The following is a 23,682-nucleotide window of genomic DNA, read 5'->3' as shown; positions in this document are numbered from 1 at the left end:
CGCCACAGCTCGCGATCATCGCCCTGCGTACGCCTGTTGCGACACGCTTGCGGACCCGACCCGCCTGGACGATCCGGCGCAGCGCCGTAGGCTGACAGGCGTGACCGAGTTCGACGGCCTTCCTGTCCTGCGTTCCCCCGTCGCCATCGCCGCCTTCGAGGGGTGGAACGATGCCGCTGACGCGTCCACTGCCGTGGTCGAGCACCTCGAGCAGGTATGGGACGCGCGTGAGGTGGCGTCGGTGGACCCGGAGGAGTTCTACGACTTCCAGGTCAACCGGCCGCTGATCACCCTGGTCGACGACACCCGGCGCATCGAGTGGCCGAGCACCAAGTTCATGGTCGCCTCGCCGCCCGGGGCGCAGCACGACGTGGTGCTGATCCGCGGCATCGAGCCCAGCCTGCGGTGGCGTACGTTCTGCAACGAGATCCTGGAGATCTGCCACAGCCTGGGCATCGAGAAGATCGTGCTGCTGGGCGCGCTGCTGGCCGATGTGCCCTACAGCCGGCCGCTGCCGATCAGCGGCACGGTGACCGGCAAGCACGCCGGCGAGGAGAAGATCGAGCTCACCCCCACGCGGTACGAGGGTCCGACCGGCATCGTCGGGGTGCTCCAGGACAGCGCCTCCCGCGCCGAGATCGACGCGATGTCGTTCTGGGTGCACGTGCCGCACTACGCGAACAACCCGCCGTGCCCGAAGGCCACGCTCGCCCTGCTGCACCGCATCGAGGAGGTCCTCGACCTGCCGGTGCCGATGCTGGACCTGGCCGAGGAGTCCGCCGAGTGGGAGGACCGGGTCCGCGCGGCCGCCGCCCAGGACGCCGAACTGGCCGAATACCTCCGCGACCTCGAAGAGCGCGCCGGTGACGTCGCCAAGCCGCTGTCCGGCGACGAGATCGCCGTCGAGTTCGAGAAGTACCTCCGCCGCCGCGGCGGCTCCCCTGGCCCCACCCACGGCACCTGGTAAACCACTCACCCCCGCCCGCCACCAGGCGCAACTCTTAACGAGTTGCGCCTTTCGGCATGGTCGCAGGCCGCGAGTCCTCAAGAGTCGCGGCCTGTGGGGCGGGCGCCGCGCGGCATGTGGGGGGCGACACGCCGCTTAAGGGCTTCCTAGGTCGCTAGGTATTCGGACATTTGTGCGGCATGATCGCCTCATGACCGAGACGGGCATCGGCGGGATCAATCCGGGCGCGGCGGAGCACCCGCACCGGCAGATCGCCGCCCAGCTGCGCGCCAAGATCAGACGAGGCGACTGGGCCGCCGGAGAGCAGCTGCCCTCCATCCCGGCGCTGGCGCAGATGTACGGCGTCGCGAAGCAGACTGTGCAGCGCACCATCGACCAGCTGCGCGTCGAGGGGCTGCTGATCACCAAGCCGGGCTCCGGGACGTACGTGCGCGGCACCCGGCGGCGGCTCAACCGGCTGTCCCGCGGCCGCTACGGCGCGCACCGCGGTTACCACGCCGACCTGGCGGCCCGCTATCGCCAGCAGCTCACCGAGGTCACCCGGGCCACCCCGCCGGCCGAGGTCGCCGACGCGTTCGGCGTGCCGGACTCGACCCTGCTGGTGGTGCGCCGGCACCTGGTGCGCACTCAGGACGCCGTGGTCGAGGTCGGCTCCGCCTGGCTGCGCCCGCAGGACACGGCGGGCACCCCGCTGGAGCGCCTGGAGTCCTTCGGCCGGCCGCTTTACCAGGAGGTCGAGGAGGTCACCGGCCGCCGCTACGTCACCGCGACCGACACCATCACCGCGCGGCTGCCCACCCGCGAGGAGGCCGAGACGCTGCAGATCCGGCCGGACACGCCGGTGCTGCACCTGCTGCACGTCGCGTACGACGGCGAGCACAAGGTGATCGAGGTGGCGCAGGCGACCTGGCCGGGACCGATGACGACACTGACGGAGGAATACCGGGTGCCCACGCCACGCCCGGACGCCGACCTGGACGGAGATCCCGATCCTGGCCTTGTCCTGGGCTAATCTGCGGACTGTCGGGTGCCCGACACCTTTTCGCCTGCGCACCCGCGCGTTCGCCGCAAGGATGGTTGCATGACCCTTCGCCGATTCTCCAACGGAGCGCAGCGAGGTGCCGGGAATAGGCCTGACGGCGCGGTTTCACACTCCCCGCAGGCGCTGGTGGCGCTGCTCGGCGCGCTCGTCGTGCTCGTGATCGGAATAGCCCTGCTGGCCGTCCTGGTGGTCGGCATCGTCGACGGCGTGCCCAGCACCGGTGTGCTGCTGCTCGGCGCGCTGACCGTGGGCGTGTTCGCGCTGGCCGCGCGGCTGGGTCACGTCGCGCTGACGTTGCGGCGGCAGGCAGCGGCACCGGCCCGCGCGCGCCAGGCGCCGCCGCAGCGGCCGTCCCGGGTCGCCGTCCGGCCCCGCCCGCAGCCCCGCCCCCGCGGCTAGCCTCACGGCCGGGTCGGCGTCGCCAAGCCGCGCGGTGTGCGCTGACGGGTGACCGCGACGCGCTGCCGCGCCCACGGGTGGCGGCGGTGTCCTCACCCCCTCGACCAGCGCCCGTGACACGCGCCACCTGGTAGTCCTCGCGCCCGCGACGCAGACTGTCCGGCATGAGGACCGTGATCGACGCGCCAGGTGACCGCCTGACGCCGCGGCCGGTGGGCTACGTCGAGCTGCTGGCCGCACTGCTGGTCTGCGGCCTCGGGTTGATGTCGGCGTTGTCGAGCGTGGTCCGGCACCGGGCCGTCGGCGTCGTCCCCGTGCTGCTGGTGGTGGCAGTCGGGGCAGCTGCCGTGTACTGCGCCCGGATGTTGAAGCGGGGCGTGCACGCCACGTACGCCTACGTGTACGTCCTCGACGGCCGTGTCCGCCCCGTGCACTTCAACCAGGTGCAGGCCTTCAGCGTCCGCCCCGACAACGGTGCCCCAGCCCTGTGGATCGACCTGACCGACGGCAGCAGCCTGCCCACCCCGGTCACCGAGGACCCGAAAGCCACCCTGGGCAAGGTCCGCGTCACTCCCACCGAAATGACCGCCCTGATCACCGAACTGGACCGCCGCCGCCTGCTGCCCTACTCATGATCGCGACGATCTTGCGTGAACTGTTGCCCTTTTGCCCGGTACGAGTGTGTCGTACCCACAGTCCACGCAAGATCGTCGCTGGAGGGGGTTAGAGCTTGAGGCCGAGGAGGGCGTCGAGGGTTTCGGTCATGAGGGCGGGGGCCTGGCGGTCGGTGCCGACGCCGGCGAGGGTGTCGTCGGCCCAGGCGTCGATGAGGGCCAGGGCGCCGGGGGTGTCGAGGTCCTCGGCGAGTTTGGCGCGTATGCCGGCGAGCAGCTCGGCGCCGGACGGCGCGGCAGTGGCGCGGGCGGCTCGGCGCCAGCGGCCCAGCCGGTGCGCGGCGGTCTCGAAGACCTCGTCGGTCCACTGGCGGTCGGCGCGGTAGTGGTCGCCGAGCAGGGCCAGCCGCACGGCCATCGGGTCGACCTTGTCGGACCTCAGGCGGGACACGAACACCAGGTTGCCGCGGGACTTGCTCATCTTCTCGCCGTCGAGGCCGATCATGCCGGCGTGCACGTAGTGCGCCGCGAACGGCGACTTGCCGGTGAGCACCTCGGCGTGGGCGGCGGAGCACTCGTGGTGCGGGAACAGCAGGTCGTTGCCGCCGCCCTGCACGTCGATGGTCTCGCCGAGCAGCTCCAGCGCGATCACGGCGCACTCGATGTGCCAGCCGGGGCGGCCCGCGCCGAGCACCCCGCCGGGCCAGGACGGCTCCCCGTCGCGGCGGCCGCGCCACAGCAGCGGGTCGAGCGCGTCGCGCTTGCCGGCGCGCTCGGGGTCGCCGCCGCGTTCGGCGAAGAAGGCGAGCATCTGCTCGCGCGACAGGTTCGACTCGTACCCGAACCGGGGCGCGGCGGCGATGTCGAAGTACACGTCGCCGGTGCCGTCTTCGAGCAGGTACGCGGCGCCCTGGTCGAGCAGCTCGACGACCTTCTCCGCGATGACCGGGATCGACTCGACCGCGCCCACGTAGTGGCTCGGCGGGATGATCCGCAGGGCCTCCATGTCCTCGCGGAACAGGGCGGTCTCGCGCATGGCGAGGACCTTCCAGTCCTCGCCGTCGCGGGCGGCCCGCTCCAGCAGCGGGTCGTCGATGTCGGTGACGTTCTGGACGTAGACGACGTCGTGCCCGGCGTCGCGCCACATCCGGTTCACCAGGTCGAATGTGATCATGGTCGCCGCGTGGCCGAGATGTGTCGCGTCGTAGGGCGTGATGCCGCAGACGTACATCGTCGCGTGCCCGCCCACCGGGCGGCTCGGGAAGGCGCCCTGGCGGGCGGAGTCGAACAGCGCCAGCGGCTGTCCGGCGCCAGGCAGGCGCGGGATGTCAAGACCGGACCACGTTTCCATGGCGCCAGCCTAACCAGCTTTATGCCGAGAGCGGATCTCCCCTGGCGCGGTTACCCGCTTGCACGGGCGTGACGCTAGGGTCGCAGGTATGACCCATCAGGTGTACGCATTCGAGCCGCCGGAGCGGTTCGTCGCCGGAACGGTGGGTCCGCCGGGCGAGCGTACGTTCTATCTGCAGGCTCGCGGCGGCGGCCGCCTGGTCAGCGTGGCTCTGGAGAAGATGCAGGTCGCACTGCTGGCGGAGAAGCTCGAGGAGCTGCTCGCCGAGGCGCATCAGCGGTTCGGCGCGGAGCTGCCCGCCACGGCCGAGGGCCCTGCCGACAACGAGCCGCTGGACACCCCCGTGGACGAGGAGTTCCGCGTCGGCACGCTCGGGCTGGCCTTCGACGTCGAGACCAGCACGGTCATCATCGAGGCGATCGCGGCCGAGGAGGCCGAGTTCGACGCCGAGACCGAGACCGCCGAGGACGAGGTCGACGACGAGGACGCGACGCCGGAGATCTCCGACGATCTCGACCGGCTGCGGGTGCGGCTGACCCCGGCGGAGGTGCGGCAGTTCATCGACCGCGCCAAGCGGGTGGTGGCCGCGGGCCGGCCGCCGTGCCCGCTGTGCGGGCAGCCGCTGGACCCGGCCGGGCACCTGTGCCCCCGGCACAACGGCTATCACCGCAGGTGAGAACGTCCGGTGGCGGAGTAGCGTCACCCGGATAGCACGCAGCCACATCCGAAGGTGAGGTCCGCCATCCCTCCCACCGGCGACCAGACGCACACCGGCGAGCACGGCCCGGTCGGTGCGCAGCAGCAGCGCGGCAGCTCCGGCGACCGCGGCAGGGCCCGTGCGCCCGGCGCGCAGCCCTCCTCGGGCGGCGGCCCGGCCGAGCTCGGCCGGCTGCTGCGCGACGCCGAGATGGAGATCGAGGGCCGGCTGATCGAGGCCTCCAACACCACGCTGCGGGTGATCCTGTCCGGCGGCGGGCGGTCGGTGCGGGCGGTGTACAAGCCGGTGCGCGGCGAGCGCCCGCTGTGGGACTTTCCACACGGCACCCTGGCCGCCCGGGAGGTCGCCGCTTATGCGGTGAGTGAGTCGCTGGGCTGGGATCTGGTGCCGCCGACGGTCATGCGCGACGGGCCGCTCGGGCCGGGGTCGTGCCAGCTGTGGCTGGACGAGACGGTGGAGCCGCCGGTCGACTTCGTGCCCGCGAACGAGCTGCCCAAGGGCTGGCTGCCGATCGCCGCCGCCGAGGACGAGGACGGGCGGCCGTACCTGCTGGCGCACGCCGACGACCCGCGGCTGGCCCGGCTGGCCGCGTTCGACGCTGTGATCAACAACGCGGACCGCAAGGGCGGGCACGTGCTGGCCACCCCGGATCAGCGGGTGTACGGCGTCGACCACGGCATCTGCTTCCACACCGAGGACAAGCTGCGCACGGTGCTGTGGGGGTTCGCCGGCCGCGCGGTGCCGACCGACGTGGCCGCGGCGCTGCGCGCCTTCGATCCGGGTGTGCTGGACGATCTGCTGACCACGGCCGAGGTCGACGCGGTCGGCACACGCATCAAGCAGCTGGTGGCCGACGGACGCCTGCCGCAGCCGCCGGAGGACCGCCACGCCATCCCGTGGCCCCCGATCTGACGGGTGCTATTTGACCCGCTTGGTGCCCTGGGCGGTGATGTCGGCGTACTCGGGGTGCTTGTCCAGCCAGCCGGCCAGGAAGGGGCACATCGGCACCACCGTGCGGCCCTTCGCCCGGGAGTCCTCCATCACCGTGCGGGCCAGCGCGCTGCCCACGCCCTTGCCCTCGTACGCCGGGGAGACCTCGGTGTGGGTGAACACGATGACATTGCCGGTGAGCTGGTACGTCATGAACCCGGCCACCGTCTGCTCCGCGCTGTCGCGGGCCTCGAACCGCTCGCGCCCGGGCGCGTCCGTCACGTCGATCGACATCCGGTCATCGTAGCCCGCGGCCCTGGTGTGACCGACGTTGCGGCTGGTGGCGGTGGTGTGCAGGGGGTGCCGGGACGGCCGCCGTGAGAGGATCGGCGGCGGTCCGCTCGTTCCCGAACCCGGAGGTCCGCGCGTGTTGGTCGCGCACTGCGTGTACACCGCAGACGGCAGCTGGGAGTTCTGGGCCGAGGACGCGGACCTGCGGGCCGCGCTGCCCGCCCAGCGCGAGCGCCGCACCCGGCGGCCGCGTACGCATCCGTTCGCGGTGACCGCCTCGTCGCTGGGCGCGGCGCTGGGAGCGCCTGCAGACCCGGACGGCGAGCTCCAGCCGGGCTGGTCGGTGTTGGCCCTGCCGGCGTACGGCGGCCGGCCGACGCCGTCGGCGGAACTCGGCACCGGCCCGGAGCCGGACCACCTGGCCGCGTTCGTCGTGCCCACGCTGCGGATGGACGCCACGGCGGCACTGCGGCTGCTACCCGGCCTCGCCCCGATCGGCGGGGCCACCGTGCGCTTCGCGACCGCGCTGGCCCGCGCGGCTGCCCACGTGGTCGGCAGCGGGCTGGTGACCCCGGCGCTGACCTGGGACGAGGAGGGCCAGTACTGGTTCGCCGACTGGCGGGCGGCCTCGTCGCTGCAGGTCGCCGCCGTACGCATCCCGCTGCTCGCGGCGATGCCCCCGGCGTTGCGATGCTGGCTCTACGACGACGAGGTCGCCCTCGCCCCGGCCGACGCGGTGTTCGACGCGGCGCTCGACTCGATGGTGGACGCGCTGGCCAACGAGGCGGTGTCCGGCCTGGGCCCGGCCCTGCTGCCGGAGCGCCGGGGGCGGGCCACCCGGCAGACCCAGGCCGCCGAGCAGGTGCTCACGGCCCTCACCTCTGCCGACAACGTCATCGACGCGGACCAGCTCAACCCGTACGAGGCGAACCGGCTGTCGGAGACCCTGGACACGTGGCGGGAGGGCGGCAGGTCGCGGGCCGGCGGGCTGGTGCGCACCTGCCTGCGCCTGATCGCCCCCGGCGACGACGCCGCGCCCGGCTGGACGGCCGGTAGGGGCCTCGCGGGCGGGCCGGAAAGGGCGCTCGACCCCGACGGCGCAGACGCGACCAGGGCTGAGGACCAGGACGAGGGGGGCATCTGGCGGCTGGCGCTGCTGCTCCAGTCGCACGAGGACCCGTCCCTGGTCGCCGGGGCGGACGAGGTGTGGCGGCTGGACGGCAACGCGCTGCTGTTCGCCGAGGCCGGGCTCGATCCGCAGGCCGCGCTGCTGGCCGGGCTCGGCCGGGCCGCGCAGCACTACCCGCCGCTGGCGCGGGTGCTGCGGCAGGCCGCGCCGGTCGGCATGGCGCTGGACGGCGAGGACGCGCTGATCTTCCTGCGCCGGCACGCGTCGGCGCTGACCGCGGCGGGTGTCGGGGTGCTGCTGCCCGCCTGGTGGAGCGGCCCGCGGCCGCGGCTCGGGCTGCGCCTGAGCGCGCAGACGCCGCCGCAGCCGGGCATCGTCGCCAAGGAGTCCCAGCTCGGCATGGACCAACTCGTCGAGTACGCCTGGCAGGTGGCCCTGGGCGACGAGGTGCTCACCGAACAGGAGCTGGCGGCGCTGGCCGAGGCGAAGTCGCCGCTGGTGAAGGTACGCGGGCAGTGGGTCGAGGTGGACCAGGCCCGGCTCGCCGCCGGGCTCAAGCAGTTGGGCAGGTCGCGGGCGCGCCCGATGACCGCGCGGGACGTGCTGCGTGCGGGCCTGCTCGGCGAGGGCGCCGAGACCGGACTGCCGATGGTCGGGGTCGCCGCCACCGGTTGGCTCGGCGAGCTGCTGGCCGGCGGCCCGGGCTCCGGCTTCCAGGCGCTGCCGACGCCCGACGGGTTCGGCGCGCAGTTGCGCCCCTACCAGGAGCGCGGACTGGGCTGGCTGTCGTTCATGGACGCGCTCGGCTCGGGCGCGGTGCTGGCCGACGACATGGGCCTGGGCAAGACCATCCAGGTGCTGGCGCTGCTGGAACGCGAACGGCAGCAGACCCCGGGGCAGGGCCCGACGCTGCTGGTCTGCCCGATGTCGCTGGTCGCGAACTGGCAGCGGGAGGCGGCGAAGTTCGCCCCGAAGCTGGCGGTGCACGTGCACCACGGTGCGGAGCGGTTGACCGGCGAGCAGTTCCGCGCCGCGGTCGCGGGCGTCGACCTGGTGCTGACCACGTACAGCCTGGCGTTGCGGGATCAGAAAGGCCTGGCGGAGGTGGGCTGGCGGCGCATCGTGGTCGACGAGGCGCAGGCCATCAAGAACGCGGCGGCCAAGCAGTCGCGGGCGATCCGGGCGCTGCCCGCGCCACGGCGGATCGCGCTGACCGGCACCCCGGTCGAGAACCGGCTGGCCGACCTACATTCGATCATGGAGTTTGCCAACCCCGGCCTGTTGGGCAGCGCGGAGTCGTTCAAGCGGCGCTTCGCCGTGCCGATCGAGCGGGACGGCGACGAGCAGGCGGCCGCGCGGCTGCGCCGGGTGACCGGCGCGTTCATGCTGCGCCGGGTCAAGACCGACCCGAGCATCATCTCCGACCTGCCCGACAAGATCGAGATGACGGTGGCCTGCAACCTGACCCGCGAGCAGGCGACGCTGTACCAGGCGGTGCTCGACGACATGCTGCGCCAGGTCGCGCAGGCCGACGGCATCGACCGCCGAGGCCTGATCCTGGCCACGCTGACCAAGCTGAAGCAGGTCTGCAACCACCCCGCCCAGCTGCTGAAGGACGGCTCACGGATCGCCGGGCGGTCGGGCAAGGTGGCGCGGGTCGAGGAGATCTGCGAGGAGGTGCTCGCCGCGGGCGAGAAGGCGCTGCTGTTCACGCAGTTCGCCGAGTTCGGCGGGATGCTGTCCGAGCACCTGTCGGCGGTCTTCGCCCAGCCCGTGCCGTTCCTGCACGGCGCGGTGGACCGCAGGACCCGTGACGGCATGGTCGCGGCGTTCCAGGGCGAGGGCGGTCCCGGGCTGTTCGTGCTGTCGCTGAAGGCCGGCGGCGTCGGGCTGAACCTGACCGCGGCGAACCATGTCATCCACGTCGACCGCTGGTGGAACCCGGCCGTCGAGAACCAGGCCACCGACCGGGCGTTCCGCATCGGGCAGCGCCGCGACGTGCAGGTGCGCAAGCTGATGTGCGCGGGAACCCTGGAGGAGCGCATCGACGCGGTACTGGAGCAGAAGAAGGCCCTCGCCGAGGCGACCGTCGGCAGCGGCGAGGCGTGGTTGACCGAGTTGTCCACCGACGCGCTGCGCGACCTGGTCGCGCTGAACCGCGACGCGGTCGTCGAGTAGGGGCGGGCATGGCGCAGCACGACGAGCACGACCTGGACGAATGGCCCCCCGGTGGCGAGCACGATCTGGACGGGTGGCCGCCCGCCGAACACGAGCCCGCCGAACACGAGCCCGACGTCCACGGGGCCGGCGGCCCCGACCTCGGCGAGGACGCGGGGGCGGACCGGTCGTGGCGAGGCTTCCCGTCCGCCAAGCCGCGGTTGCCCGCCGACGGCATCCGGGCCCGCAGCCGGCGCGGCGACATCGCCACGACCTGGTGGTCGCGCCGTTTCCTGAAGGCCATCGAATCGCCGGAGACCGCGAGCCGGCTCAGCCGCGGCAAGTCGTACGCGCGGTCCGGCCAGGTGCTCTCGCTGGTGGTGTCACCCGGCGAGGTGACGGCGCAGGTGCAGGGCTCCCGGGACGAGCCCTACGCGGTCACCGTCAGCGTGGCGCCGTTCACGGCGACCGACTGGCGGCGGGCCGTCGGCGCGCTGGCCGAGCAGGCCGCGTTCAGCGCCGCGCTGCTGGCCGGACGGATGCCCGAGGACATCGAGCAGGCTCTGGCGCCGCTGGGCATGTCGCTGTTCCCGGCCATGCGCGGGTTGCGCCTGACGTGCTCGTGCCCGGACTGGGGCAACCCGTGCAAACACGCGGCGGCGGTGTGTTACCTGCTGGCCGAGCAGTTCGACGAGGACCCGTTCACCATCCTGCACTGGCGCGGCTTGCCCCGTGCCGAGCTGCTCGACGCCCTGCGGGCGCACCGCCAACAGCAGGCAGGCGGCACCCCCGAGGGCTCCGGTGCGCGCGACGAGCTGAGCTGCTTCTGGACCGGCGGACCGCTGCCCGCGACGCCGCCCGCCGACCCGCAGGCGGCGGCCCGGCTGCTGCAGCGGCTCGGCCCGCTGGGCCTCGCGGTCCGTGGCGTGGACTTCGCACAGGCCCTGACGCCCGCATACGAGGCGATGGTGCGGCACCGCTGGTCGTCCCCGTTGCTGACCGGAGAGGAAGCCGACCGCTGACACGTCGACGACGTCTGCCTGTGCGCGCCCCGCGACCGCCGGTCAGCGGCCCAGCGGGCCCGCACGGTGGATCGGTCCGTCCACCTCGGACAGCACCGCGCCGGTGCCGCCCCAGCGCAGCGCCACGATCTCCGCGGCGATGCTGACCGCGGTCTCCTCCGGGGTGCGCGCCCCCAGGTCCAGGCCGATCGGCGAGCGCAGCCGGCCCAGCTCGGCCTCGGTGAGGCCGTCCTCGCGCAGCCGGGCCAGCCGGTCGTCGTGGGTACGGCGGGAACCCATCGCGCCGATGTACGCCACGGGCAGCCGCAGGGCCAGCTCCAGCAGCGGCACGTCGAACTTCGGGTCGTGGGTGAGCACGCACAGCACGGTGCGCCCGTCGACGCGCTGCGCGGCGACCTCGCCCTCCAGGTAGCGGTGCGGCCACTCGATGACGACCTCGTCGGCGGACGGGAAGCGCTTCGGGGTGGCGAACACGGCGCGGGCGTCGCAGACCGTCACGTGGTAGCCCATGAACGAGCCGATCCGGGCCACCGCGGCGGCGAAGTCGATCGCCCCGAACACGATCATGCGAGCGGGCGGGGCGTACGAGTTCACGAACACGGCCAGCTCGTCGCCGCGGCGCTCGCCGTCGGGGCCGTAGTGCAGCATCCCGGTGCGCCCGGCGGCCAGCAGCCCGCGCGCGTCGTCGGCGACGGCGGCGTCGAGCCGCGCGGAGCCGAACGTCCCCGCCGTCCCGTCGCCGTGGATGACCATCCGGTGCCCGAAGCGCGGGGAGTCGGCCGGGGCGAGGCAGGTCGCCACGGCCACGGGGCGGCCCGCCCGGACCGCCGCCACCACCTCGCCGAGCTGCGGGAACGTCTCGCGTGACACCTGCTCGACGAACACCTCGATGATGCCGCCGCAGGTCAGGCCGATGGCGTACGCGTCGTCGTCGCTCACGCCGTAGCGCTGCAGCACCGGCCGCGCCCCCGGGTCGGCGGCGACGCCGGTGGCCAGCTCGTACACGGCGCCCTCGACGCAGCCGCCGGAGACGCTGCCGACGGCCTCCCCGTCCGCCGCGACGAGCATCGACGCGCCCGGTCGCCGCGGCGCGGACTGCCAGGTGCGCACCACGGTCGCCACGCCCGCGACCGCGCCGGACTCCCAGCCGCGGAACAGGTCGTCGAGCACGTCACGCACGGGGGACGTCCAGGTCCGCACCGTCGGAGACATCGTCGCAGGGCACCGTCTCCACCTCGTGCCTGGCCAGGTAGGGCCGGGCTCCGACGTCGCCCACGGCGAGTTCGGCCGCCCCGGCCCAGTGGTCGCGTCCGAGCAGCACCGGATGCCCGCCGTCCCCGCCGTAGGTCGCCACCCGCAGCGTGTCCGGCTTCGCTCCCGCGCCGACCCGGCGTACCGCCTCGGCGGTGATCCCCGGTGTGTCCACCAGCAGCACCACTACAGCGTCCACCTGTGGCGGCAGCGCCGCCAAACCGGCGCGCAGGGACGAGCCCATGCCGGTCCGCCACTCCTTGTTGATCACCACGAGCGCGCCGGGCAGCGCCGGGGCACGCCCGGCTCCCGCACCGAGCACGACCACGACCGGATCGCACTGTCCGTCGCGCAGCGTCCGCAGCGCGTGTTGCACCATCAGCTCCCCGTCGCCCGGCACCACGGCCAGCGCCTTGGGCATCCCGTACCGCCGCCCGGCCCCCGCCGCGAGCAGCAATCCCCCGACAGCCATGTCAGCCTCCCCCAGCCTCCTGATCCGTCCACGGTGCGGCGAGTCTGTCCCGGGCGGAGGCCGTCAGGCTGCCGTACAGGCGCAGCCGGGCCATGCCGCCGTCGGGGTAGATGTCCAGGCGTGCCCCGTCGACCGGGCCGTCGTACGACAGGCGGAACCGGTGGCGGGTGTCGGGCTGCAGCCGGGTGCGCGCCAGCAGCGGTTCGCCGCCGGGCCCGGTCAGCGCCGCCCAGCCGGGGGCGTTGCCTTTGAAGTGCGAGGTGTCCAGCTCGGCCAGCGCGATCACGCCGGCCGCGGCGAGCCGCACCTGGACCCAGTCGTTGCCGCCGTCGCGCCGCCGCCGGGTCTCCCAGCCCTCGCCCATGCTGGCCGCGAGTGCGGGCAGCAGCAGGTTGCCGGGTGAGCCGTAGAACCGGTCGCTGCAGTCGACGACCCGGCCGCCCAGCTCGGCGGCGGCGAGGTCGACGGTGTCGGGCAGCAGGCGCGGATCGGGGGCCGGGGTGCCGTGCACCCGCAGCCGGGCCACGCCGCCGTCGGGGTGGATGGTCAGCCGGACATGGGTGACCAGCGGCCCCGCGTCGACCGGGAAGCGGTTGCGGGTGTCGCCCAGCAGTGCCGAGCGCTCGACCAGCGGGAACCAGTCCGCGTCGGCCAGCTCGGCGGGCGAGGGGTAGCCGTCGGCCCGGCAGCCCTCGACGGACGCCTCGGGCGGGTAGTTGCCGGTGAAGAACGCGGTGTCGACGACGACGCCGTGTACGTGACCGGGCGCGCCGAGCCGGAGCAGGGCGTGGTCGTGGCCGGGTTCGCGGCGGCGACGGGTCTCCCAGCCGTCGTACACCTGGCCTTTCGCGCCGAAGGTGCGCGGGGTGAAGGTCGGCGCCCACGGGTTGACCAGGTTGTCGCGCTCGGCGAAGAACTCGTCGTTGGCCCCGACGACGCTGCCGCCGACGGCCCGCGACGCGAGGTCGAGCAGCTCCTCGAAGCTCATGCCCACTCCTCGCTACGCTCGTCGCCGGCGCGAGTGCCATGCCTGCTGATTCGCTCGCTCCGCTCGCTCATGCCCTCTCCCCGCTGCGCTCGTCGGCGGCATGGCGGACGCTCATGCACCGCCTCCCGGCCGGATCAGGCGGCCGATCGGCTCGACGCCGGCGAGGCGGCCGCGCAGCCAGGTGTCGCGGACGACGCCGCGCAGGTGGCGGCCGTCGTACGGCGAGACGTGGTGCCGGTGCAGCAGCCGCGTCGCGTCGACGGTGAACTCGGCGTCCGGGTCGAAGGCGACCAGGTCCGCGTCGGCGCCCTCGACGATGCGCCCCTTGCGGGGCAGGCCGACCAGGTCCGCGGTGTTGCCGGCCATCCAGCGCACCACGTCGGCGAGGCTGTGCCCGCGCTGCGCCGCCGCGGTCCAGATCAGCGGCAGCCCGAGCTGCACGGACGCGATCCCGCCCCAGGCGGTGCCGAAGTCGCCCGCCTTCAGCTCGGGCGGGCACGGCGAGTGGTCGGACACCACGCAGTCGATCACGCCGTCGGCCAGCGCCTGCCACAGCGCGTCCTGATGGGACTTGTCCCGGATCGGCGGGCAGCACTTGTACTGCGTGGCGCCGTCGGGCACCTGGGACGCGTCCAGGGTCAGGTAGTGCGGGCAGGTCTCGGCGGTGATGCGGACGCCCTCCCGGCGGGCCGCGGCGATCAGCGGGAGCGCGTCGGCGGCGGCCAGGTGCAGGATGTGCACCCGCGCCCCGGTGCGCTGGGCCGCTTCGATCACGGCGGCGACGGCCCGGCGCTCGGCCCGCGGCGGGCGCGAGGCGACGAAGTCCGCGAAGTGGTCGCCATGCGCGGCGGTGACCAGCGACGGGTCCTCGGCGTGCAGCACGAACAGCGCGTCGACCGCGCCGAGCGCCTCCTCCAGCCCGGCCGGGTCCAGCGGCGGGAACTCGGGCACACCCGAGTCGATGAGGAACGCCTTGAACCCGAACACGCCCTGCTGATGCAGTGCGGGCAGCTGCCGGGCGTTGCCGGGCACGGCGCCGCCCCAGAAACCGACGTCCACGAAGCACTGCTCGACGGCCGCGGCGCGCTTGACGTGCAGCGCCTGCACGTCGACCGTCGGCGGAACCGAGTTCAGCGGCATGTCGACGATGGTCGTCACGCCGCCCGCGGCGGCCGCCCGGGTGGCGCTGTCGAAGCCCTCCCACTGGGTGCGCCCCGGCTCGTTGACGTGCACGTGGGTGTCGACCAGGCCGGGCAGCAGCGCGCAGTCCCCCAGGTCGATGGCGTCGTTGCCGGCCAGCGCCTGGAACCCGGCTACCGCGGCGATGACGCCGTCGCGGATGCCGACGTCGGCGGGCCGCTCACCGTCCGGGGTGAGCGTGCGGTGCGAGCGCAGGATGAGGTCGTAGTTCACAGCGGCTCCAGCATAGATCGATCGATGCCGAATTCGCCGACATCCACCGCACCGCACAGCACGGCGCGTCGCAGGAATCCGGACAGCGCCCGCGCCGTCGCGGGTTCGTCCAGGTAGCCCGTGCCGCGCGCACCACTGTCGCGCTGCGCGGCGCTGTCGCGCCCGGCCAGCCAGGCCCGCAACCGGTTCGCGGCCGACGGCGCGCCCTGGCGGAAGAAGCCGTACGCGGCCGCGTAGCGCGTCGGAAGCTGCGCCGGATGCAGGTCCCAACCCTGGTAGAAGCCGCGTTCCAGGCTGCGGCGGACCAGGCGCAGGTGCAGCGCCCAGGCGGCCTGCACGGCGGCGGTGTCCCCGATCGGCAGCACGTTGGTGGAGCCGTCGACCACGCGCACCCCCGTGCCCGCCGCGGCGACCTGCATCACCTGCTTGGCGTGATCGGCGGCGGGATGCTCCATGGACTGGTACGCCGCCGCGATGCCCAGCGCCGCCGAGTAGTCGTAGGTGCCGTAGTGCAGCCCCACGCAGCGCCCCTGGGACGCATGGATCATCGCGGGCAGCGGGCAGACCCCGTCCGGGCCGAGGATCGCCTGCGGCATCTCCACCTGCAGCTCGAAGCGCAGCTGCCCGGCGGCCGGTTCGAGGTGGCGGCACAGCCACACCAGCGCCTCGACCTGCTCCACCGAGCTGACCTTCGGCAGCGTGATCACGAAGTTCGGCGGGATGGTGCCCAGCGCGTCGAGCAGCCGATCGAGGGTGCGCAACGCCCGGGGCCGGGTGTCGGGCTCCAGGCTCTTGATCCGTACGCCGGTGAACGGGGCCGGGCGGGCGGCGAGGAATGCGGCGACGCTGCGGGCGTGCGCGTCCTCGGTGGCGTCCTCGCGGCGGCCGTAGCCGTCCTCGAAGTCGACCCGCAGGTCCTCGATCGGCTCGGTGGCCAGCTTGCGGGTGATCCGCTCGTGCAGCTCGTCCGGATACGGCAGGCCGTGCTCGGCCAGCGCGGCCAGCGCCTGCTCGCCCCAGCGCTGCCCCAGCCCGGTGCGCACCCGGTCGGCCGGCACGTACACGGTGTGCAGCGGCTGGCGGCCGGGCTCCTCGCCCGGGTAGCGGTCGCGGCGCAGCCCGTCGGCCGCGGCCAGGATGCGGTCCAGCTCCCGCGCGGGGACCCGGGCCGCCCCGTCGCGCGGCTCGCGCGGCACCCCGAGGAACTCGTCGGTTCCGGCGGGCTTCATCAGTCGATCAGCTCCCCGGCCGGCAGGGTCAGGAACTCGACGAAGTCGTCGGCGAGCGCGACCTGCTCGAAGATCCTGCGGGCGGGGGCGTATTCGGACCCCAGCACGGCCATCTCGCCCTCGATCAGCTCTTCCAGCAGCTCGCGGGTGACCGGGGTGGTGCCGCCGTCGAGGAGCGCGCCGTTGTGCAGCCACTGCCACAGCTGGGAGCGGGAGATCTCGGCGGTGGCGGCGTCCTCCATCAGATTGTCGATCGCCGCCGCGCCGTTGCCGTTGAGCCACGACTGGATGTAGCGGATACCGACGTGGATGTTGGCGCGGGCCCCCGCCATCGTCGGCTCACCCTCGGTGGTCCGCACGTCGAGCAGGTCGTGCGCGTCGACGTGCACGTCCGGGCGCTGGCGGGAGAGCTGGTTCGGGGCCCCGCCCAGCGCCTGCTCGAACACCTCCAGGCAGAGCGGCACCAGGTCGGGGTGCGCCACCCAGGAGCCGTCGAAGCCGTCGGCGGCCTCGCGTTCCTTGTCCTGGCGGACCTTGGCCAGCGCCGTCGCGGTGACACCCGGGTCGCGCCGGTTCGGGATGAAGGCGGCCATGCCCCCCATCGCGTACGCGCCACGCCGGTGACACGTCTTGACCAGCAGCTGCGCGTATGCCCGCAGGAACGGCGCGGCCATCGTCACCTGCCCGCGATCGGGCAGCGTGTATGCCGGGAACGCGCGGAACTTCTTGATCAGGCTGAACAGGTAGTCCCAGCGCCCCGCGTTCAGGCCGCTGGCGTGGTCGCGCAACTCCCACAGGATCTCGTCCATCTCGAACGCGGCCGTGATCGTCTCGATGAGCACGGTGGCCCGGATGCTGCCGTACGGGATGCCCAGCAGCTCCTGCGCGGCCGTGAACACGTCCTGCCACAGCCTCGCTTCGAGGTGGCTCTCCATCTTCGGCAGGTAGAAGTACGGGCCGCTGCCCCGGGCCAGCAGCTCGGCGGCGTTGTGGAAGAAGTGCAGCCCGAAGTCGACCAGCGCGGCGACGCCGGGCTCCCCGTCGACCTCGAAGTGGCGCTCGTCGAGGTGCCAGCCGCGGGGCCGCACCACGATGGTGGGCAGCGGGCCGGGGTGCAGCGCGTACAGCTTGTCGCCCTGCTGCAGGCTGATCGTGCGGCGGACCGCCTCGTACAGGCTCTGCTGGCCGCCGATCACGTTCGCCCAGTGCGGGGTGTTTGCGTCCTCCAGGTCGGCCAGCCACACCTTCGCGCCCGAGTTCAGCGCGTTGATGGTCATCTTGCGGTCGGTCGGGCCGGTGATCTCGACCCGGCGGTCGACCAGGTCGGCCGGGGCGGGCGCGACGGTCCACTCGCTCTCGCGGATCTGCGCGGTCTCCGGCAGGAAGTCCAGCGTGCCGGTGCGGTCGATCTCCGCCTGCCGGGCCCGGCGCGCCGCGAGCAGCTCGTCGCGGCGGGGGCGGAAGCGGTGCTGCAGCTCGGTGACGAACTGGACCGCCTCGGGCGTCAGGATCTCGGTCACTCATACCCCCACGATGTGTTCGGGCCGGACCGGCACCCTGGTCAGCGCGGCCCCGGTGGCCGCCCGGATCGCCGCGACGACGGCGGGTGTGGACGAGATCGTGGGCGGCTCGCCGACCCCGCGCAGGCCGTAGGGCGAGTGCGGGTCGGCCAGTTCGAGCACGTCCACTGTCATCGGCGGCATGTCCATGATCGTAGGGAGCAGATAGTCGGTGAAGGAGGGATTGCGCACCTTCCCGTCCACGAGCTGGATCTCCTCCATCAGCGCCAGGCCGAGTCCCTGGGCGGTGCCGCCGTGGATCTGGCCGGTGACCGCGGCCGGGTTGACGGCCTTGCCGACGTCCTGCGCGGTGACGATCTCGACGACTTTGACCAGGCCGAGCTCGGTGTCGACGTCGACGGTGGCGCGGTGCGCGGCGAAGGCGTACTGCACGTGCGCGTCGCCCTGGCCCGTCTCCGGGTCGAGGGGATGGGTCGGCCGGTGCCGCCACTGCACCGTCTCCTCGATCGCCTCGTCGCCCAGCAGCTCCGCGACGTCGGCGACGGTCCCGCCGTCGGCGTCCCGCACCTGCCCGTCGACCAGGCGCAGCTCGCCCGCGAGGCCGTCGAGGCGGTCCAGCAGGCGGGTGCGGATGGCCTGGCAGGCGGCGCGGACGGCGCCGCCGGTCATGTAGGTCTGGCGGGAGGCGGAGGAGGAGCCGGCGCTGCCGACGGCGGTGTCGGCGGGGGCGATGGTGACCTGGTCGACGCCGAGTTCGGTGCGCACGATCTGGGCCTGGACGGTGACCAGGCCCTGGCCCACCTCGGCGGCGGCGGTGTGCACCAGCACCGCGGGCCGGCCGCCGATCAGTTCCAGGCGGACGCGGGCGGTGGCGTAGTCGTCGAAGCCCTCGGAGAAGCAGACGTTCTTGATGCCGATGCCGTAGCCGACGCCGCGGACCACGCCCTCCCCGCGGGTGGTGTTGGCGGTGCCGCCGGGCGGGAAGTCCGCCGCACCGGCGGGTGGCTTGGACTGCACCAGGCGGAGCAGCTCGGCGACCGGGGCGGGACCTTCGACGAGCTGGCCGGTCGGCATGCGGTCGCCGGTGTGCAGGGCGTTACGGACCCGCACCTCCACGGGGTCGAGGCCCAGCGCCGCGGCGAGCTTGTCCATCTGCGACTCGTACGCGAAGCACGCCTGCACCGCGCCGAAGCCGCGCATCGCCCCGCACGGCGGGTTGTTGGTGTAGAGCCCGTACGCGTCCATCACCACGTTCGGCACGTCGTAGGGGCCGATGCCCAGCGTCGCCGCGTTGGCCACGACCGCGCCGGAACTGGACGCGTACGCGCCGCCGTCGAGCAGGATGCGGGCCTTCACGTAGACCAGGCGGCCGTCGGCGTCCGCGCCGTGCTCGTAGCGCAGCCGGGCCGGGTGCCGGTGCACGTGGCCGAAGAACGACTCCTCACGGCCGTACACCATCTTCACCGGGCGGCCCGTGCGCAGCGCCAGCAGGCAGGCGTGGACCTGCATGGACAGGTCCTCCCGCGCGCCGAACGCGCCGCCGACCCCGGCCAGGGTGAGCCGGACCTTGTCGGCGGGCAGGTCCAGGCACGCGGCGACCTGCTGCTGGTCGACGTGCAGCCACTGGGTGGCGATGTAGAGGTCGACGCCGCCGTCGTCGGCGGGCACGGCCAGGCCCGACTCGGGGCCGAGGAAGGCCTGGTCCTGCATGCCGACCTCGTACTCCCCGGTCACCACGACCGCGGCGGCGGCGTGCGGGTCGCCGCGGCGGATCGGCACGTGGCGCAGCAGGTTCGGCCGGTCGGCGTGCACCCGGGGCGCGCGGTCGGCGTGCAGCGCCGCCTCGGGATCGGTGACCGGGTCGAGCACGTCGTAGGCGATCCCGATCGCCTTGACGGCGCGACGCGCGGTCTCCGGGTGGTCGGCGGCCACGACCACGATCGGCTCGCCCTGGTAGCGGACCTCGTCGGCGGCCAGCACCGGCTGGTCGACGTGCTCCAGTCCGTAGAGCCTCCGGCCGGGCACGTCCTCGTGGGTGAGCACCGCGTACACGCCCGGAATCCGCAGCGCCGGACCGAGATCCAGCTCGGTGATCCGCGCCCGCGGATGCGGGCTGCGCAGCGTCGCGCCCCAGAGCATGTCGTCGGCCCACAGGTCGGACGAGAACGCGAACTCCCCCGTCACCTTCAGCCGCCCGTCGGGCCGCAGCGGGGAGGCCCCCACCCCGCCCGTCACGGTGGCCGCCAGCCCCACGTGCACCGTCGCGCTCATCGGCCGGCCTTTCGGAGCAGGGTGCGGCTGACCCGGGTCAGGTCGCGGGCCAGGGACTCCTCGTCGGCGTGCACGAGGCGGCCGCCGCGGACGACGACGTCGCCGCCGACGAGCAGCGCTTCGACGCGGGCGGGCGGGCCGAAGACCAGGGCGGCGACCGGGTCCTCGATGCCGGCGTGGCCGAGGCCGTCGATCCGCCACAGTGCGACGTCCGCGAGCCGGCCCGGCTCCAGGATGCCCAGCTCGCCGTCGCGGCCCAGGCAGCGGGCCCCGCCGGTGGTGGCCAGGGCGAGCGCCTCACGGGCGGTCAGCGCGGCCGGGCCGCCGCGCAGGCGCGCCGCGAGCATCGCCTGGCGCAGCTCCGGGCCCAGCTCACCGGCCTCCTGCGAGGCCGCGCCGTCGACGCCGAGGCCGACCGGCGCGCCGGCGTCGAGCAGGTCGCGCACCCGGGCGATGCCCGCGCCGAGGCGGGCGTTCGAGCTGGGGCAGTGCGCCACGCCGGTGCCGGTCGCGCCGAGCCGGGCCACCGCGGCGTCGTCGAGGTGCACCCCGTGGGCCAGCCACACGTCGTCGCCGAGCCAGCCGAGCTTCTCCGCGTACTCCACGGGGGTGCAGCCGAAGCGGTCGCGGCAGAATGCGTCCTCCTCGACCGTCTCGGCCAGGTGCGTGTGCAGCCGCACACCGTGCGCGCGGGCCAGGGACGCGGCCTCGCGCATCAGGTCGGAGGTGACCGAGAACGGCGAGCACGGCGCGACGGCGACGCGCACCATCGCCGACGGCGACGGGTCGTGGTGCTGCTCGATCGCGGCGGCGGTCGCGGCCAGCGCCGCGTCGGTCGACTCGACGACGTTGTCCGGCGGCAGCCCGCCCTGCGACACGCCGAGGTCCATCGAGCCGCGGCAGGCGTGCAGCCGTACGCCGACCGACGCGGCCGCCTCGACCTGGGTCCCGATCAGGTCACCGGAGCCGCGCGGGAAGACGTAGTGGTGGTCGGCGGCGGTGGTGCAGCCCGACAGCGCCAGCGCGCTCAGGCCCGCGGTGGTCGTGACGTACACGAGTTCGTCGTCGAGCCCGGCCCACACCGGATACAGCTCGACCAGCCAGTCGAACAGGTTGCTCTGCTGGGCGAGCCCTCGGGTGGCCCACTGGTAGAGGTGGTGGTGGGTGTTGACCAGGCCGGGCGTGGCCAGGCAGCCCCGGCCGTCGATGACCTGGTCAGCGGGTCCCTCGAAGTCCCCGCCGCCGACCGCGGTGATCCGGTCGCCGTCGACCACCACATGCCCGCGCGGGTATTCCGCGCCCGCCGCGTCGACGGTCGCGATCGCACAGCCGTTGATGACGGTCCTCACCGCGTCTCCGTCCCGGCCGAGGAGGCGGCCAGGCGTACCGCATCCATGATCTTCTCGTAGCCCGTGCAGCGGCACAGGTTGCCGGCCAGGGCCTCGCGGATCTGCGGATCGGTGGGCTTGGGCACGCGGGCGAGCAGGTCGTGCACCGAGACGATCAGCCCCGGCGTGCAGAAGCCGCACTGGACCGCGCCGGTCTGCAGGAACGCCCGCTGCACCGGGTCCAGCTCGCCCTCGGGGGCCAGGCCCTCCACGGTGCGCACGTCGCGCCCGGCGGCCTGGCCCGCGGCGACCAGGCAGGCGCAGACCGCGGTCCCGTCCAGGTACACCGTGCACGAACCGCATTCGCCCTGCTCGCAGGCGTTCTTGCTGCCAGGCAGGCCGAGCCGCTCACGCAGCACGTAGAGCAGGCTCTCACCCGGCCACACGTCGTCGGCGGTCCGGGTAGTTCCGTTGACCGTGCAGGTCACCCGCATAGGTCCCTCCAGGCCCAGGTCAGGGTGCGCTGAGCCAGGACGGCCAGCGCGTGGCGGCGGTACGCGGCCGTGCCGCGCACGTCGTCGATCGGGGCGGCGGACGCGGCGACCAGCTCGCCGAAGCGCCGCGCCACGTCGGGGTCGAGCGCGGCGAGGGTGTCCCAGGGCAGCTGCCCGGCGGCGAACAGCTCCGCCTCGGCGGCCCGGCGCGGGGTGGGCGCGGCCGAGCCGATGCCGGTGCCGACCGCGCGGCGGCCGGGGTGCAGCGCGAGGGCGAACGAGCTGACCGCGATCACCATCGCGTTGCGGGTGCCGATCTTCGAGAACTGCTCCGGACCGTCGGCGGGCCGCACCCACACCGCGGCGATCAGCTCGTCCGGGGCGAGCACGCTGTGTTTGGGCCCGGTGAAGAACTCGCCGATCGGCACCAGCCGGGTGCCGCGCACCGACGCCAGCTCCACCTGCGCGTCGGCGGCCAGCAGCGGCGGGTGTCCGTCCCCGGCGGGTGACGCCGAGCCCAGGTTGCCGCCGAGCGTGCCCCGGTTGCGGATCTGCGGCGAACCGACCGTGCGCGCGGCCATGGCCAGCCCCGGCAGCCGGTCGCCCAGCTCCTCGATGAGCCGGGTGTACGAGACGCCCGCGCCGACGCGCAGCAGCTCACCATCCTGTGCCCAGGTGGTCAGGTCGCCGATGCGGGTCAGGTCGAGCAGCACGCCCGGCCGCCGCCGGTGGAAGTTCAGCTCGACCATCACGTCGGTGCCGCCGGCGAGCGGCACCGCGTCCGGCCGGTCGGCCCTGATCGCCAGGGCGTCGGCCCAGGTCGACGGGGTGATGAAGTCCATCAGGCCACCCCCAGGTCCCACGCCGGCCCCGGAGAGGGCGCGTCGTCCCGCAGCACCGTGCCCTCGATCAGGCCGTACGGGCGGTCGGCCGCGAAGTACACCGCGTCGGGATTGTCCAGCCCGAACGGGGACAGGTCGACCAGGAAGTGGTGCCGGTTCGGCAGCGCCAGCCGCACCTCGGCCACCTCGGGCACCTGCTGGAGCACCCGCTCCCCCATCGCATACAGGGTCTGCTGCAGCGAGCGGCTGTACGTGTCGACGAACGCGCCCACCAGCCCGTCCCGGACCGCCTCGAACGCGGCGTTCCAGTCCACCTCGGCCGAGGCGAAACGCCAGCGGGCGTCGACGGCCGTGGCCAGGATGCGGTCCTCGGCCTCCGGCAGCGTGGTGTACCGGTCCCGCGGGAAGCCCTTGAACATCGAGCCCGTCGTGTTCAGCAACGTCAGCCCGTGCAGCCCGCCCACGACCCAAGCCTGCGCCGCGGTCGCGGTAACCGTCGCGGTGCGCACCTCGTCCCCGGCGCGGGCGAACGAGTGGCCACCCAGACGCCGCCAGCCGTACGACTCCACGTGCACCTGGGCCAGCTCGATCGCGTCCTGCTCGGCGACGAAGTGGCGGGCCAGGCGCAGGCCGAACTGCTCGATGCTCGCGAAGCCGTCCCGGGCGAACGCGTACACCGTGTTCTTCTGCGTGTCGGTCGGCAGCACGTCGGCGTTGTTGCCGGTCAGATGTGTGGCGTCGAGGCGGCCCGCGAGCCGGGTGCTGACGTTGAGGTCGGTCAGCTCGTGGCGCTCGCCGTCGCGGACCACGGTGACCAGGCGGCACTCGGCCTTGCCGTAGCGGTTGGGTCCCAGTCGGATCGTCATCAGGACCCCCGGTAGGTGGTGTAGCCGAACTTGCTCAGCAGCAGTGGCACGTGCAGGTGCCGGTCGGTGTCGGTGACGTCGAAGACCACGGTCACCTCGGGGAAGAAGCTGCCGAGCCCCTGGTATGCGGCGACGTCGAAGCGCAGCCCGTACCGGCCCACCAGCCACTGCTCGGCCGGCACCCAGTCGGCGAGCCGCCCGTCGGTGTTCGTGGTCCCGGTCGCGATCGTGACCCAGCCGTACTGCCCCAGCCGCTGCAACGTCACCTGCACGTCCGCAGCGGGCTCGCCGCGGCAGGTGTCCAGCACATGGGTCGACAGGGTCATCCCGCGTATCCCCTCGTCATCGCTTGCTCACGCCTTCTCCTCGTTGCGCTCGTCGGCGGCAT

At 73.6% G+C, this 23,682-nt stretch carries 22 protein-coding genes; 8 read left to right on the top strand and 14 right to left on the bottom strand.

The window, feature by feature from the left end:
- Nucleotides 1–100 precede the first annotated feature (100 nt).
- The 4 genes from F9C41_RS32470 (at nucleotide 101) to F9C41_RS32455 (ending at nucleotide 3,043) form a co-directional block, all read left to right on the top strand.
- Nucleotides 101–967, top strand: a complete 867-nt coding sequence (locus tag F9C41_RS32470) for a PAC2 family protein (RefSeq protein WP_120315654.1) — start codon at nucleotides 101–103, stop codon at nucleotides 965–967.
- 190 nt (nucleotides 968–1,157) lie between these two features.
- The gene (locus tag F9C41_RS32465) at nucleotides 1,158–1,979 is read left to right on the top strand and encodes a GntR family transcriptional regulator (protein ID WP_155390616.1); all 822 of its coding nucleotides are present in this window, start codon (nucleotides 1,158–1,160) and stop codon (nucleotides 1,977–1,979) included.
- Between the two features lie 69 nt (nucleotides 1,980–2,048).
- Nucleotides 2,049–2,408 (top strand): hypothetical protein, encoded by a 360-nt coding sequence (locus tag F9C41_RS32460; RefSeq protein ID WP_155390615.1) that lies wholly within the window; start codon nucleotides 2,049–2,051, stop codon nucleotides 2,406–2,408.
- Between the two features lie 164 nt (nucleotides 2,409–2,572).
- Nucleotides 2,573–3,043 (top strand): hypothetical protein, encoded by a 471-nt coding sequence (locus tag F9C41_RS32455; RefSeq protein WP_155390614.1) that lies wholly within the window; start codon nucleotides 2,573–2,575, stop codon nucleotides 3,041–3,043.
- Nucleotides 3,044–3,131: 88 nt separating this feature from the next.
- On the opposite strand, the gene mshC is transcribed toward F9C41_RS32455, so the two are convergent.
- The gene (mshC, locus tag F9C41_RS32450) at nucleotides 3,132–4,373 is read right to left on the bottom strand and encodes a cysteine--1-D-myo-inosityl 2-amino-2-deoxy-alpha-D-glucopyranoside ligase (protein WP_155390613.1); all 1,242 of its coding nucleotides are present in this window, start codon (nucleotides 4,371–4,373) and stop codon (nucleotides 3,132–3,134) included.
- 88 nt (nucleotides 4,374–4,461) lie between these two features.
- Here mshC and F9C41_RS32445 point away from each other — a divergent pair, with 88 nt between their 5' ends.
- Nucleotides 4,462–5,049 (top strand): DUF3090 family protein, encoded by a 588-nt coding sequence (locus F9C41_RS32445; RefSeq protein WP_155390612.1) that lies wholly within the window; start codon nucleotides 4,462–4,464, stop codon nucleotides 5,047–5,049.
- A gap of 213 nt (nucleotides 5,050–5,262) precedes the next feature.
- Nucleotides 5,263–6,003 carry an SCO1664 family protein gene (locus F9C41_RS32440; protein WP_269059008.1) on the top strand — a complete coding sequence of 247 codons (741 nt, stop codon included), beginning with the start codon at nucleotides 5,263–5,265 and terminating at the stop codon, nucleotides 6,001–6,003.
- Between the two features lie 6 nt (nucleotides 6,004–6,009).
- On the opposite strand, the gene F9C41_RS32435 is transcribed toward F9C41_RS32440, so the two are convergent.
- Entirely contained in the window at nucleotides 6,010–6,315 is a 306-nt protein-coding gene (locus F9C41_RS32435) for a GNAT family N-acetyltransferase (protein WP_155390611.1), read from the bottom strand.
- Between the two features lie 133 nt (nucleotides 6,316–6,448).
- On the opposite strand from F9C41_RS32435, the gene F9C41_RS32430 reads away from it, so the two are divergent.
- Nucleotides 6,449–9,619, top strand: coding sequence for a DEAD/DEAH box helicase (locus F9C41_RS32430; RefSeq protein ID WP_230690182.1), 3,171 nt, complete (start codon nucleotides 6,449–6,451; stop codon nucleotides 9,617–9,619).
- A gap of 8 nt (nucleotides 9,620–9,627) precedes the next feature.
- Entirely contained in the window at nucleotides 9,628–10,620 is a 993-nt protein-coding gene (locus F9C41_RS32425; protein WP_155390610.1) for an SWIM zinc finger family protein, read from the top strand.
- Nucleotides 10,621–10,662: 42 nt separating this feature from the next.
- On the opposite strand, the gene F9C41_RS32420 is transcribed toward F9C41_RS32425, so the two are convergent.
- The 12 genes from F9C41_RS32420 to uraH form a co-directional block, all read right to left on the bottom strand.
- Nucleotides 10,663–11,832, bottom strand: a complete 1,170-nt coding sequence (locus tag F9C41_RS32420) for an XdhC family protein (protein ID WP_230690181.1) — start codon at nucleotides 11,830–11,832, stop codon at nucleotides 10,663–10,665.
- Complete coding sequence (locus tag F9C41_RS32415) at nucleotides 11,792–12,343, bottom strand: nucleotidyltransferase family protein (RefSeq protein WP_120315662.1); 552 nt, start codon at nucleotides 12,341–12,343, stop codon at nucleotides 11,792–11,794. The genes F9C41_RS32420 and F9C41_RS32415 overlap by 41 nt, the downstream gene beginning before the upstream one ends.
- A gap of 1 nt (nucleotide 12,344) precedes the next feature.
- Nucleotides 12,345–13,331 (bottom strand): allantoicase, encoded by a 987-nt coding sequence (gene alc / locus F9C41_RS32410; RefSeq protein WP_155390609.1) that lies wholly within the window; start codon nucleotides 13,329–13,331, stop codon nucleotides 12,345–12,347.
- 111 nt (nucleotides 13,332–13,442) lie between these two features.
- A complete protein-coding gene (gene allB / locus F9C41_RS32405; RefSeq protein WP_155390608.1) occupies nucleotides 13,443–14,744 on the bottom strand; it encodes an allantoinase AllB in 1,302 nt (433 codons plus the stop codon).
- Nucleotides 14,741–15,973, bottom strand: a complete 1,233-nt coding sequence (locus F9C41_RS32400; RefSeq protein WP_155390607.1) for a DUF6986 family protein — start codon at nucleotides 15,971–15,973, stop codon at nucleotides 14,741–14,743. Before F9C41_RS32400 ends, allB begins: the two co-directional genes overlap by 4 nt.
- A complete protein-coding gene (gene aceB / locus F9C41_RS32395; protein ID WP_155390606.1) occupies nucleotides 15,973–17,493 on the bottom strand; it encodes a malate synthase A in 1,521 nt (506 codons plus the stop codon). Before aceB ends, F9C41_RS32400 begins: the two co-directional genes overlap by 1 nt.
- A complete protein-coding gene (gene pucD / locus F9C41_RS32390) occupies nucleotides 17,494–19,764 on the bottom strand; it encodes a xanthine dehydrogenase subunit D (protein WP_155390605.1) in 2,271 nt (756 codons plus the stop codon). It abuts the gene before it with no gap.
- Nucleotides 19,761–21,113, bottom strand: a complete 1,353-nt coding sequence (locus tag F9C41_RS32385; RefSeq protein WP_230690180.1) for an 8-oxoguanine deaminase — start codon at nucleotides 21,111–21,113, stop codon at nucleotides 19,761–19,763. The genes pucD and F9C41_RS32385 overlap by 4 nt, the downstream gene beginning before the upstream one ends.
- Nucleotides 21,110–21,586 carry a (2Fe-2S)-binding protein gene (locus F9C41_RS41600; RefSeq protein ID WP_155390603.1) on the bottom strand — a complete coding sequence of 159 codons (477 nt, stop codon included), beginning with the start codon at nucleotides 21,584–21,586 and terminating at the stop codon, nucleotides 21,110–21,112. Before F9C41_RS41600 ends, F9C41_RS32385 begins: the two co-directional genes overlap by 4 nt.
- The gene (locus tag F9C41_RS32375; protein WP_155390602.1) at nucleotides 21,577–22,428 is read right to left on the bottom strand and encodes an FAD binding domain-containing protein; all 852 of its coding nucleotides are present in this window, start codon (nucleotides 22,426–22,428) and stop codon (nucleotides 21,577–21,579) included. Before F9C41_RS32375 ends, F9C41_RS41600 begins: the two co-directional genes overlap by 10 nt.
- Nucleotides 22,428–23,294 (bottom strand): factor-independent urate hydroxylase, encoded by an 867-nt coding sequence (gene pucL / locus F9C41_RS32370; RefSeq protein WP_155390601.1) that lies wholly within the window; start codon nucleotides 23,292–23,294, stop codon nucleotides 22,428–22,430. The genes F9C41_RS32375 and pucL overlap by 1 nt, the downstream gene beginning before the upstream one ends.
- A complete protein-coding gene (uraH, locus tag F9C41_RS32365; protein ID WP_155390600.1) occupies nucleotides 23,294–23,620 on the bottom strand; it encodes a hydroxyisourate hydrolase in 327 nt (108 codons plus the stop codon). Before uraH ends, pucL begins: the two co-directional genes overlap by 1 nt.
- Between the last annotated feature and the right edge of the window lie 62 nt (nucleotides 23,621–23,682).

The organism is Catellatospora paridis (assembly GCF_009720365.1).
Taxonomy (GTDB): domain Bacteria; phylum Actinomycetota; class Actinomycetes; order Mycobacteriales; family Micromonosporaceae; genus Catellatospora; species Catellatospora paridis.
This window is presented reverse-complemented; position numbering and strand designations above follow the sequence as displayed.